14 protein-coding genes are annotated in these 10,548 nt (G+C 71.1%); 6 read left to right on the top strand and 8 right to left on the bottom strand.

Going from position 1 to position 10,548, the window contains the following annotated elements; genetic code table 11:
- The coding region (locus tag ACFKCF_RS51470) for a hypothetical protein (protein ID WP_394503403.1) at positions 1-221 on the bottom strand (221 nt) is incomplete at its 3' end.
- Between the two features lie 238 nt (positions 222-459).
- Between ACFKCF_RS51470 and ACFKCF_RS51465 the strand changes: the two genes are divergently transcribed.
- The 4 genes from ACFKCF_RS51465 to ACFKCF_RS51450 all read left to right on the top strand — a co-directional run bounded on the left by ACFKCF_RS51465 (position 460) and on the right by ACFKCF_RS51450 (position 2,432).
- Positions 460-897, top strand: coding sequence for a hypothetical protein (locus ACFKCF_RS51465; protein ID WP_394503401.1), 438 nt, complete (start codon positions 460-462; stop codon positions 895-897).
- Positions 898-1,145: 248 nt separating this feature from the next.
- A complete protein-coding gene (locus ACFKCF_RS51460; protein ID WP_394503399.1) occupies positions 1,146-1,589 on the top strand; it encodes a VOC family protein in 444 nt (147 codons plus the stop codon).
- A complete protein-coding gene (locus ACFKCF_RS51455) occupies positions 1,586-2,026 on the top strand; it encodes a nitroreductase family deazaflavin-dependent oxidoreductase (protein ID WP_394503397.1) in 441 nt (146 codons plus the stop codon). Before ACFKCF_RS51460 ends, ACFKCF_RS51455 begins: the two co-directional genes overlap by 4 nt.
- Positions 2,027-2,222: 196 nt before the next feature.
- Positions 2,223-2,432 (top strand): hypothetical protein, encoded by a 210-nt coding sequence (locus tag ACFKCF_RS51450; protein ID WP_394503395.1) that lies wholly within the window; start codon positions 2,223-2,225, stop codon positions 2,430-2,432.
- 37 nt (positions 2,433-2,469) lie between these two features.
- On the opposite strand, the gene ACFKCF_RS51445 is transcribed toward ACFKCF_RS51450, so the two are convergent.
- A complete protein-coding gene (locus tag ACFKCF_RS51445) occupies positions 2,470-3,090 on the bottom strand; it encodes a TetR/AcrR family transcriptional regulator (protein WP_394503393.1) in 621 nt (206 codons plus the stop codon).
- 184 nt (positions 3,091-3,274) lie between these two features.
- Here ACFKCF_RS51445 and ACFKCF_RS51440 point away from each other — a divergent pair, with 184 nt between their 5' ends.
- On the top strand, positions 3,275-3,787 hold the full coding sequence (locus tag ACFKCF_RS51440) for a hypothetical protein (protein WP_394503392.1): 513 nt from the start codon (positions 3,275-3,277) through the stop codon (positions 3,785-3,787).
- A 255-nt stretch (positions 3,788-4,042) separates the two neighbouring features.
- On the opposite strand, the gene ACFKCF_RS51435 is transcribed toward ACFKCF_RS51440, so the two are convergent.
- Complete coding sequence (locus ACFKCF_RS51435; protein ID WP_394503390.1) at positions 4,043-6,376, bottom strand: ATP-binding protein; 2,334 nt, start codon at positions 6,374-6,376, stop codon at positions 4,043-4,045.
- A 205-nt stretch (positions 6,377-6,581) separates the two neighbouring features.
- Between ACFKCF_RS51435 and ACFKCF_RS51430 the strand changes: the two genes are divergently transcribed.
- Complete coding sequence (locus ACFKCF_RS51430) at positions 6,582-7,190, top strand: hypothetical protein (RefSeq protein ID WP_394503388.1); 609 nt, start codon at positions 6,582-6,584, stop codon at positions 7,188-7,190.
- A 10-nt stretch (positions 7,191-7,200) separates the two neighbouring features.
- Here the strand turns inward: ACFKCF_RS51430 and ACFKCF_RS51425 are convergent, their stop codons facing one another.
- The 5 genes from ACFKCF_RS51425 to ACFKCF_RS51405 all read right to left on the bottom strand — a co-directional run bounded on the left by ACFKCF_RS51425 (position 7,201) and on the right by ACFKCF_RS51405 (position 10,516).
- Entirely contained in the window at positions 7,201-7,593 is a 393-nt protein-coding gene (locus tag ACFKCF_RS51425; RefSeq protein ID WP_394503386.1) for an ATP-binding protein, read from the bottom strand.
- A complete protein-coding gene (locus ACFKCF_RS51420) occupies positions 7,590-7,781 on the bottom strand; it encodes a DUF5999 family protein (RefSeq protein WP_394503384.1) in 192 nt (63 codons plus the stop codon). Before ACFKCF_RS51420 ends, ACFKCF_RS51425 begins: the two co-directional genes overlap by 4 nt.
- A 132-nt stretch (positions 7,782-7,913) precedes the next feature.
- Positions 7,914-9,005, bottom strand: a complete 1,092-nt coding sequence (locus ACFKCF_RS51415; protein WP_394503382.1) for a hypothetical protein — start codon at positions 9,003-9,005, stop codon at positions 7,914-7,916.
- A gap of 204 nt (positions 9,006-9,209) precedes the next feature.
- Positions 9,210-9,728, bottom strand: coding sequence for a hypothetical protein (locus ACFKCF_RS51410; protein ID WP_394503380.1), 519 nt, complete (start codon positions 9,726-9,728; stop codon positions 9,210-9,212).
- The gene (locus tag ACFKCF_RS51405) at positions 9,725-10,516 is read right to left on the bottom strand and encodes a MerR family transcriptional regulator (RefSeq protein ID WP_394503378.1); all 792 of its coding nucleotides are present in this window, start codon (positions 10,514-10,516) and stop codon (positions 9,725-9,727) included. Before ACFKCF_RS51405 ends, ACFKCF_RS51410 begins: the two co-directional genes overlap by 4 nt.
- Between the last annotated feature and the right edge of the window lie 32 nt (positions 10,517-10,548).

Here is a 10,548-nt window from a genome sequence, read left to right as displayed (position 1 = left end):
TAGGTGTGGTCGACGTAGCCAAGCCGGTGCCGCTCCAGCGCGGGCACGCCCTTGACCGCGATCGGCCCATAGGTGATGTTCAGCGCCTGGGCGGTCAGACACGCCGCCACCGAGATGTCCAGGTTGTCCAGGTGCGGGCCGGTGCCCGCGATCGAGGTGAAGGCCTCCATGAACTTCGGGCACCAGCCCAGCACCTCCACGACCGCCTCGGAGATGTCCACCCGCGGCAACCGTCTGCGCGGCGAAACGGGACGGCCGCCGGCTGCGACATCAATCGCGGCCGCCGGGAGCGCCCACGCCCCGGCACGCTGTCAGGCGGCGGCGGTCATCGTGGTCGAAAGCCGGTGACCTCGCGTCGGTGGCCGGCGCCGGTGGCGTGGAAGATGGGCCACGGGTATTCGGCCGTGGCGGCGAGCCCGGGTGCCGTGCATGGGGAGTCGACGCGGAGGTGAGTGCGCGATGACGTGGTGGTCGGTGGTGCGGTTCCTGCACGTGCTCGGAGCGGCGCTGTGGGTCGGCGGGCAGCTCGCGGTGTCGCTGGTGGTCCTGCCCCTGGCCCGGCGCCTGCTCGACGAGCGGCGGCGCGCCGAGCTCCTGACCGCCGTCGGCCGGCGCTTCGGCCTGGTGACCGTGGCCGGGTTCCTGCCCGTGCAGCTCGCCACCGGCGTGGCCATCGCCTGGCACAAGGGCCTCACCTGGGCCTCGCTGGCCGAACCGGGCTACGGTCGTGTGCTGGGCGCCAAGCTGGCGCTGTTCTGCGCCGTGATGATCGCGGCCGGGGCACACGGCTGGGCCGCGGGTGCGGGCCGTCCGCGACTGGCGCGCACCTTGGCGGTGAGCGGGCTGGTGGGATCGTTCGGCGTGGTGCTGCTGGCCACCGCGCTGCCCGTGACCTGAGCGCGTCGTCTCAGACGCGCCGGCACGCCTGCGGCGCCGAGTCGAGGTCCTCGCCCCGGCGAGCCCCCTCGGTCACCGAGGGCAGGTGAGGCATCCGATAATCATGAGCTGAACTCATGTTTCAGGGGGTTCGCTCGATAGCATGCGGGGCCGAAAGTGAAGTCTTGTTGTTGCCGCAGCGTCCCGGCAGGGTTGGAGCCGCTTGTCCAGCAGATCTAGAGGAGTGAGCGGTGACAGGATCATTTCGGGTGGGACTGCGCGTTGCCGACGTCACGGCGGCTGCCGATCTCTACCGGGGGCTTGGCTTCGAGGAGATGGGAAGGGTGCCCGACGCGGACGGACGGCCGGTGTTCATCCTCCTGGAACGCGGTGAGGTGCGACTGCTTGTCGACGCGCTGCAGGGCATGCCGTTCCCCGATACCGAGCGTGAACGGCGGATTCGGCAAGGTCCGCGCGGCTTGGGCGTGACGATCGGCCTGCGCGTGAACGATCTCGAAGCCGCCTACGCCTACTGCCTCGGCAACGGCTGCGAGATCACCTGCGAGCCGATGAACGAGGCGTGGGGAGACCGGATCTTCGAATGCGTTGATCCGTTCGGGTACCTGTGGGAGTTCTTCACCCCCAGCCACGACCTGGAGCCCGCGGCCGGCCTTGCGGCGACCCGGGACGCCTGGTTCGGGGGGCGGTCATGAGCGAGCTGCACGACAGCCCGACCGCATGGGTCGCCCGGCATATCCGCGAGTACGTGGAGTCGGGCGGCGAACGTGGGCATCGCAAGTGGGGCGTGAACACGCTCCTGCTCACCGTACGAGGGCGCAAGAGCGGCAAACTCCGCCGTACAGCGTTGATCTACGGCACGGACGGACCAGGCAGGTACGTCGTGGTGGGGTCCAACGGCGGCCTGCCCACCCATCCGGCCTGGTATCTCAACCTGCTCACCGATCCGCAGGCCGGCGTCCAGGTCGGCCCGGAAAGCTTCCCCGCGCGGGCGGTGGAGGCCATCGGCGCTGACCGAGAGCGCCTGTGGCAGATGATGACGCGACTGTGGCCGCAGTACGACGTCTACCAGAACAAGCTCGACCGCCGGATTCCAGTGATCGTCCTGGAGAGGACCGGCACGCCCACGTGAGCAGCAGTGCTTCGCCGCAGGGTGAGAGGGGGCAGCGGATGAACCGCGTGCGCCCGGCCGGCCCGATGGCAGATGGGCAAGGACGGCGGCGCCTACTCCACCACCCCCGGCCAGGCGACATTCACCCCGCTCAAGGGGGGCAGACGTTCTACTGGAGCGCCATGCCCACTACCAGGCGCTGGCGACGCTGCCCGGAGTGCGGGTCGAAGGCCGGACCACCGATCCGCAGGGGCGGACGGGCGTCGCCGTGACCTTCGCGATCCGGCAGGGCCGGCTGATCATCGACCCGGACACCTCCAAGGTTGCTGACGTTCGAAGTCACCGGCGTGCCGCAGAAGGGCGGGCGGGCGTGGTGCTGGAGTCGGGCTGGACCGACGCCAAGCCTTCCCCGCCCTCGACCGGGTGAAGGCGGCCGGGCACGTCCGCGCTCTGCTCTTTCGCGGTCAGACGCCGGCCACGGCCTGGCGCGGCGCGCGAACGCCGAGCAGGGCAAGGCAGTTCGCCCACAGGGGAGCGAGCCGGTGGGTGCTGTTGTAGAGCTTGGCGAACAGCACCTGACCCTCGAGCTGGGCGACCACCGCCCGCGCGGCTTCCCGCGGGTCGGCCACCTCGACCTCCTGCCGCTCACGGGCCTCGGCGATGATCGACTCGACCATCTCGACCTGCGCGTCGAAGATCTCCTGCAGCCGGGTGCGGATGGCCTCGGTCTGGTTGCTCATCTCCAGGGTGAGGTTGCCGAACAGGCACCCCGAGACGGTGCCGCAGCTCTGCTGGGCGTCCCGCAGGCCGGCCTGCGTGATCTCGAACAACCGGCGCAGGCGCAGCAGGGGCTGGGCGTCACCGCCGAGAGCGGCCGCCCAGGCGCGTTGCTGGCCGGCCCAGTGCTCGTCGATGACGGCCAGCGCGAGGGACTCCTTCGAATCGAAGAAGTAGTAGAAGCTGCCCTTGGGCACGCCGGCCGCCCGGCAGATCTCGGCCACGCCCAGGGCTGAGTAGCCATGCGTCTCGAGGAGCGAGCGCGCGGCGCTCAAGATCCGCTCGCGAGCATCACTGGTCCGGCCCATGAAGCCAGTTTACGACCGGTCGACTATCAGCCGCGGGCCCGCTGTTCGCGGGCCTCCCCGTACGGACATACGGGTGAATAGGTACCCATATGGGGATTTATCCCGTCTACCGGCGGGGCGGGTCCGAGCGAAGCTAAACGTGTCTTCGAACACATTGCGCCAACACCGGGAGGAGACGATACACGTGCCAGCCATGTTGCAGCCGCACATCGAGCACGGCACCACCGCCGGGCCCCAGCCCGCGCTACGGCTGCTGTCCTGGAACGGGCTCCTGGCCATGGGAGATGGCCTGGCCGTTCGCACCGGCTGGGCGGGCCAGGACCGCTCGGCGTCGTGGCTGCTGTCGGCACGGCCTTCGGCGGTGCCGGGCGCACGACGCATGACCGCGGTCCGCCTGGCCGCCTGGGGGTTGCGCGAACAGGCCGAGAACGCCGACCTGCTGGTCGGCGCCCTGGTCGCCGACGCCCTGCGGCACGCCACCGCGAAGATCAGGCTCTCGCTGTGGGCCGAGGACGACCTGCTGCGCTGCGAGATCGAGGACGACCGTCCCACCCTCGCCTTCGTCGCATCCTGCCGCAAAGCCGCCCAACGCGGGCACAACCCGCTGCTGGCCCGGCTGGCCTGCTGCTGGGGGGTCGCCGGCAAGGCCGTCTGGTTCGAGCTCGTCACCGGCGAACGCTCCTGCGAGCACGCCTGACGCGCCCAGACCCGTACCTGCCGCCCGAGCGGCACCGAGGGAAAGGAATCACCCATCGTGCGCCAGATAAGGATCCGCGTCTCCAAGCGGCCGACGCGCCGCCCCGCTCAGGGTGTGGACCTGCGGACCCCGTCAGGGCGGCCGCTGCCCTACTGAGGCTGCCCTCCTGACGCTGCCGTACTGGCACCGCCCGACTGGCCGGAACCGGCCCTCACCCTGGAGCCGGTTCCAGCCTCCCCCGGGCGCCGCGCTCCCTCACGGTTCGTCGTGCCCGTTGGCCCGGGCCCGCTCCCCCACCCACACCGCGATCTGCGCCCGCGAGCTGAACCCCAGCTTGGTCAAGATGTGCTCGATGTGCCCCTCCGCCGTGCGCTGCGCGATCACCAGGGACGCCGCGATCTCCTTGTTCGTCATCCCCTGGGCGACCAGCTCGGCGATCTCCTTCTCCCGCCGCGTCAGCGGCGCCTTCCCCTCCTCCTTGACCGGCCGCTCGGGCTTGTCCTCCTCCAAGGCGTAGGCCAGCGCCTCCTCCAGCGGCATCCGCGCCCCGCGCCGCACGGCCGTCTCGAACGCCGGCTCCCCCAGCGCCGCACGGATGGCCCGCTCGCACTCGTCGTGGTAGCGGGCCAGATGCCCGTAACCCGACAACGGCGCCCCGGCGCAGCTCCACATGGTCTCCAGCACCCCCATCAGGCGCGCGGCCCGCTGGTGGCGGCCCTGACTGGCGGCGATCCAGGCCAGCACCTCGATGTTGACGCCGGCGCCGAGCGGGTCGCCGACCGCGCGGTTGAAGGCCAGGCTCTGCTTCTCCAGGTCCGTCGCCCGCTCCAGGTCCCCCTGGCGCCACACCTGCACGCCCAGCGCCATCGTCGTGTACGCCTTGTGCCAGCCCTCCCCGTAGGCCTCGCATTCGGCCAGGCACTCCTCGCCCGCCGCGATGGCGGCCGAGGAGTCACCCAGGAACGAGTGGGCGAGCGTCAGCCGGATGAGCGACAGCGCGATCCCGACCGGGTCGCCGGTACGGCGATGGCGGGCAAGGGCGTCCCTGTATAGCTCGATCGCGGCTTCCGTTCGCCCCTCGCACATGGCCACCATTCCGGAGAACAGGGCCACGTAGGCCAGGACCGGCTCATCGCCCAGCTCCTCGCCGAGCCGGCGGCTCTCGGCGAGCAGGGCGGTGGCGGCCGGAATGTCGGCCTGGATGATCGCCAGCCAGCTGCCGGCCCACAGGGCGCCGGCCCGAACCCGGCTCGGCTCGGTGTCCGCGGCCAGCCCCTGCTCCAGCCAGCCGCGGCCCTCCGCCAGGTAATAACTGGTGATCCAGTGATACAGCAGGTCGCCGGACATGCTCAGCCCCGCGCGGGCCTCCTGCGGCGTGCTCAGCCAGCTGTCCAGGGCGGCCCGCAGGTTGGCATGCTCGCGCCGCAGCCGGGCGAACCAGGCCACCTGGCCGGCCCCGAACAGCTCCGCCCTGGCCCGCGCCGCCAGATCGCGGTAATAAGTGCGGTGCGCTCGCTGCAGGTCGGGCTCGCAGCCGGAGCCCGTGAGCCGTTCGCGACCGTACTGCCGCAGCGTCTCCAGCATCCGGTAGCGTACGCCGCCCGGATGGTCCTCTCGTATCAGCACGGACTTGTCCACCAGGCCGATCACCAGGTCCAGGACGTCCTGCGGGTCGATCCCGTCCCCGCCGCACACCGCCTCGGCCGCCTCCAGGTCCAGGCCCCCCGCGAACACCGAGGCCCGTTCCCACAGCAGGCGCTCTTCTTGCGAACACAGCGCGTAACTCCAATCGATCAGCGCCCGCAGCGTCTGATGCCGGGGCAGCACCGCCCTCGACCCGCCGGTCAGCAGGCGGAAGCGGTCGTCGAGCCGGTCGAGCAGCTGCTCGGCCGACAGGGCCCGCAGGCGCACCGCCGCCAGCTCGATCGCCAGCGGCAGCCCGTCCAGCAGGCGCACGATGCGGGTGACGACCTCCCGGTTGCCCTCCGCCACGGTGAAGGACGGCAGGACCGCGCGGGCGCGTTCGGCGAACAGCCGCACCGCGTCCTGCCGGATCAGCCTGTCCAGCGGCACCTGCAGATCCGGCAGCGGCAGCGGCGCCACAGGCACCGCCTGCTCGCCGGCGATGCCCATCACCTGCCGGCTGGTGGCCAGCACCCGCAGATCCGGCGCCGCCCGCAGCAGCGTCTCGCTCAGCGCCGCACACTCGCCGATCAGGTGCTCGCAGTTGTCGAGGATCAGCAGGGCCTGCTTGTCGCGCAGGTGGCAGGTCAGCACCCGCATCGGGGAGTCGCCGCTGTGGTCGCGGATCTCCAGCGCCTCGGCCACCGCCTGGACGAGCATGGCCGGCCCGTCCAGCTCGGCCAGCTCCACCAGCCACACCCCATCCCGGAAGGCCCGCCGCACCTCCTGGCCGACCCGCACCGCCAGGCGCGTCTTGCCCACGCCGCCCACGCCGGTCAGCGTGACGGCCCTGGAAGCGGACAGCAGCTGTTTGACCTCGGCCACCTCGTGCCGACGCCCCACGAAACTCGTCACCTCGGCCGGCAGCCCGCCGTTGGGCCGCCCTCCGTAGGTGCTGGCAGTCACCGTTGTCATTGGCGCCTTCCGCGACGCGGCCGGCGCTGCCGTCGGCCCGCATCCCACGTCGTCGCCCCCAGGTTATGTCCCGGCCGTTATCCCAGACGAGCACGGTCAAGAACCCACAACAAGTTTTGGCCATCGCATGGCGTAACGGCGTCTCGACCTTGACGGCCCGCCGCTCCTAGCGTGGAGGAAAGGAGAGGGGCAAACCATGTTCATCCAGGTCATCGAGGGCCGGGCGATCGACGCCGGCGAGCTGCACGAGGCGCTGGAGCGGTGGGCGGACGAGCTGTCGCCCGGCGCGCAGGGCTGGCTGGGCACCACGGCCGGCGTCACCGACGACGGCCTGTTCGTCAACATCGCCCGCTTCACCACCCGTCTGGCGGCCCGCCGCAACAGCGACCGGCCCGAACAGGGGCAGTGGTGGGTGGAGACCGCCAAGCTGTTCGCCGGCGAGGTGACCTTCCTCGACTGCGAGCAGGTGGTCGAATACCTGGGCGGAGGGTCGGACGAGGCGAGGTTCGTCCAGGTGCTGCAGGGGCGCGTGCGCGCCCCCGACCAGGTGCGCGAGGCACTGGAGCGGGGACAGGAGGAGCTGGCGGCCTTCCGGACCGACCTCATCGGCGGCACCGCCGCCTTCTACGGCGAGGACGGCTGCGTCGAGACCGCGTACTTCACCAGCGAGCTGGCGGCCCGGCAGGGGGAGGCCAAGCTGCAGCCGCCCGCGATCCGGGAGCTGCTGCGGCAGTGGCAGGAACTGTTCGTCTCCGACGTGGACTACTTCGACCTGCGCGAGCCGTGGCTGTACTCGCCGCGCTAACCGCACCCGCTCACGCATGGGCCGGCATCCGTACGGGCACCTCGAACCAGACGAGCTTGCCCCGCCCCGTGGGGATGCTGCCCCAGCCGGACGAGAGCACCTCCACCAGCAGCAGCCCGCGCGAGCCCTCGTCGTCGCGGGCCGCGGCGCGCGGGCTCGGCGGCACGGGGCTGGAGTCCTCCACCTCGCAGCGCAGCAGCCCGTCGGCGGCCGACAGGCTGATCCGCACCAGGCCGCGCGCGTGCCGGACCGCATTGGTGACCAGCTCGCTGATCAGCAGCTCGGCGAAGTCGCACGCCTGCTGCAGCCCCCACTCCGCGAGCTGGACGCGGGCGGCGTGCCTGGCCCGGCGCACCGAGACCGCCTGCGAGGTGAACGTCCACGACGCCAGGGCGGCACTCACGCGGCGCGCTCCAGGACCGCGACCGGCACGACGCTACGGCCGTCGGGCAGCAGCTCGCCGGTGTCGTCGAAGAACACCACCCCGTTGCACAGCAGTCCCCATCCCTGCTCGGGGTGGTAGGCGACCAGGCGGGCGGCCTGGTGGGCGGCGGAGTTCGCCGGAGGACAGGGAGGCTGGTGCGTACACATGGTGCGGATTCCTCCGTTCCTCGCATCCAGCAGTTTTTCCGTACGCTTCCAACGTGCCTCACAGCACCGCGTCAAGAAGAGGTGAAAAATACCCTTATAGGTACCTACGTCCTATACGTACGTAGGTACCCGTCAGGTCACCAGGACCTCGCGCCCCTCATCCCACCTCCACCGCAGGTCACGGCCACTCAAGTGCACCCCACCGATCCAACGGTCCACACCGTTGAGCCGCACATGATCCTCCTCACCCGCCAGCACCCGGGCACCGACAGCGGTCAACCGCACCAGCGTGGCCCCCTCCACCGGCACCCCGGCAGGCCGCAGCTCCAGCAACGGATACGCAGCCCCGGCCAGACGGGCCATCATCGCGAAACACGACGTATCCCCCAGATAAGGACGCACCTCACGCGCCGCGGCACGCACGAACACGTCCCCCGCCCTACCCTCCTGCGCCGCGACCGCAGCCAGAACGCGCCGCTCAGCGAGGGAAAGCCCGTCACGAGTGGAGGGATACTCCCGGCACAAGCGATCGAACGCCTCACCCAGAAAACGCAACTCCCCGGAACGGACCGCGGCGATCGCCGGCAACCCCTCCGGCGTCGGAGCACGAAAAGCCGCCCACGCCCGGGTGGCCAGATCCAGCGCCGCCCCAGAGAGCCTCGCGCACGCCTTCGTCGCCGGCAACTCCCGCAACTGCTCCGCACGCAGCTCACCCAAGCCACCGAAATGGGCGATGCCGGGATGCTCCCCGATGCAGATCAACGTGACGGCCCCGGCCGGCACCTCCAGCTCGGCCAGCCAGGCGAGGATCTCCACGATCTGCAGCTGATCGTACAGGTCGGCCTCGAACCACAGCACGTACTCCCCGCCCCGGTTGGCCTCCACAGCCGCATCGCGCTCCAGGAACATCCGCAGCACCTCACCGCGGTCAGCGGCATGCACCCCCACCAGGAACGCGGCCCTGACCCGGCGCAACTCCTCACGCCCCAGCGCCGGCACCGGCCCCTCATGCAGCACATCCCGCCAGAACACGATGCGCCGGGCCAGCCCCGTGCCCGCCAGATCGGTGCCGTCGCCGTTGCTGATGTGCAACGCCGCCGCCATCCGAACCTCCTCGGCAGCCGGCTGCCCACCCAGCAGCCGGCGCCGCGCGATCGCGTACGACTCACCGGTCTCGGCCATGCGGGCACGCACCCGCAGCTTGAAATCCGCCTGCCTGGTCACGAACGCCTCCCCAGCGCCACCCGCGGCATCCCCCCAGCGACCCGCGCGGCAGGCGCACGACCAACCAGCAGATCCCCCGTCCGAGAGGTGAACCCCCCTTTGCCTCCTTCAGGCGACCCGGCTGGGGCGGGCGGGCCGGAGGTTGGGCGGGGACGGCCGCCACCGGCCATGCTAACCCCGCCCCGCCGCCCGCGACAGCCGCCCTCAGGCCGCCCCTTGACGCACCGGCTGACGCAGCACCGTACGCGGCTCCGGATCGTCGAACGGCGTCAGATACACCTCATGATGCAGCCCATTGGGCACCAGCCCCCGCTCGGCCATGAACGCCTCCATCACCGCCAGCGACCGATACTCCTCACTGAAGGCGCCCACATGCAGCACCTCCACACACTCCCCCTCGGTGAACGTCGCCACCCGCACCCGATCCACCGCCGCCCCCGACGACCGCGCCGCCTCCCGCGCCCGCTCCACCAGCCCCGGCTCCGGCACCCCCGCAAGAGGCAGCAGCAGATGCCAGCGCCACAGCTCCCGCGGCACCTCCAGCCCCGGCCGCTCATCCTCCACGAACCACAACCCCTCCAGCGGCCCCGCGGCGCCGCCCATCCCCGCCGCCACCGCGAACAGCGCGCCAATGGCCGACACATGCTCACTGCCGCCCGGCTCACCCATGCCCGTCACATTCAGGCAGGTCACCGGACCGTACGTGGTCAGCTCAGGATTCATGACTCCTCCAAACAGATCATCAAATGCGTGACGAGATGGTCAGGCGAGGTCACCGCCGGATCCGACACATAAACCTCGCGAATCGGCCCCCGCACCGCACACCGGCGCTCACCACACCAGGCCAGCACCCCATGCGCCGTCAGGGACATCTGGTCATAAGGCCCCACATGCGTCGCACAAGCGAACCGGCCCCCCGGCAACACCCGCACCGGCACACCCCCGCCACCCTCCCCATCCCCGAGCACCCGGACGGCCTCCACATCGAACACCTCGCCCAAATCCACCGGGAACAACCCCATCAACCGCACCGGCCCCCCACCGGCAAGCCCCACCAACCGCGACAGCGCCGCCGACACCGCCCGCCCCACATCCTCAGGACCCGCCGCCCGCTCCGCCGCCACCGCCACTCGCCGCGCCGGCTCCTCCACCACCCGCACCGGCACCGACGGCAACCCCCGCGCCATCACCCGCTCCAGCGACGCGAGCGTACGACGCCGCCGCGCCAACTCCGCCTCCAGATCCTCCCGAACCCCCTCAAGCGCCCCCGCCCCACCCGACAGCACCTCACCCACCACCGCCAGCGGCACATCCAGCGACCGCAGCAACGCGATCGACAACGCCACCCGAACCTGCGACGCCCGGTAATACCGGTAACCCGTCACCGCATCCACCCGCGCCGGCCGCAACAACCCCAGCTCGTCATAGTGACGCAACTGCTTCACACTCAACCGCCCCAACCGGGCGAACTGCCCGATCGGCAGCAACTCCTCATCCACGCCCACCAGCATGGACCCTCCCACCGAGGGAGAGTCCAACCCGC

The sequence above is a fragment of the Nonomuraea sp. JJY05 genome (assembly GCF_043496855.1).
Taxonomy (GTDB): domain Bacteria; phylum Actinomycetota; class Actinomycetes; order Streptosporangiales; family Streptosporangiaceae; genus Nonomuraea.
The sequence above is the reverse complement of the archived record's forward strand: the minus strand, read 5'-3'. Positions and strand labels throughout refer to the sequence as shown.

Coding starts and splice junctions, on each gene's coding strand:
- ACFKCF_RS51465 (WP_394503401.1), top strand. CDS start 460: ATGACGTGGTGGTCGGTGGTGCGGTTCCTGCACGTGCTCGGAGCGGCG.
- ACFKCF_RS51455 (WP_394503397.1), top strand. CDS start 1,586: ATGAGCGAGCTGCACGACAGCCCGACCGCATGGGTCGCCCGGCATATC.
- ACFKCF_RS51445 (WP_394503393.1), bottom strand. CDS start 3,090: ATGGGCCGGACCAGTGATGCTCGCGAGCGGATCTTGAGCGCCGCGCGC.
- ACFKCF_RS51430 (WP_394503388.1), top strand. CDS start 6,582: ATGTTCATCCAGGTCATCGAGGGCCGGGCGATCGACGCCGGCGAGCTG.
- ACFKCF_RS51420 (WP_394503384.1), bottom strand. CDS start 7,781: ATGTGTACGCACCAGCCTCCCTGTCCTCCGGCGAACTCCGCCGCCCAC.
- ACFKCF_RS51410 (WP_394503380.1), bottom strand. CDS start 9,728: ATGAATCCTGAGCTGACCACGTACGGTCCGGTGACCTGCCTGAATGTG.
- ACFKCF_RS51405 (WP_394503378.1), bottom strand. CDS start 10,516: ATGCTGGTGGGCGTGGATGAGGAGTTGCTGCCGATCGGGCAGTTCGCC.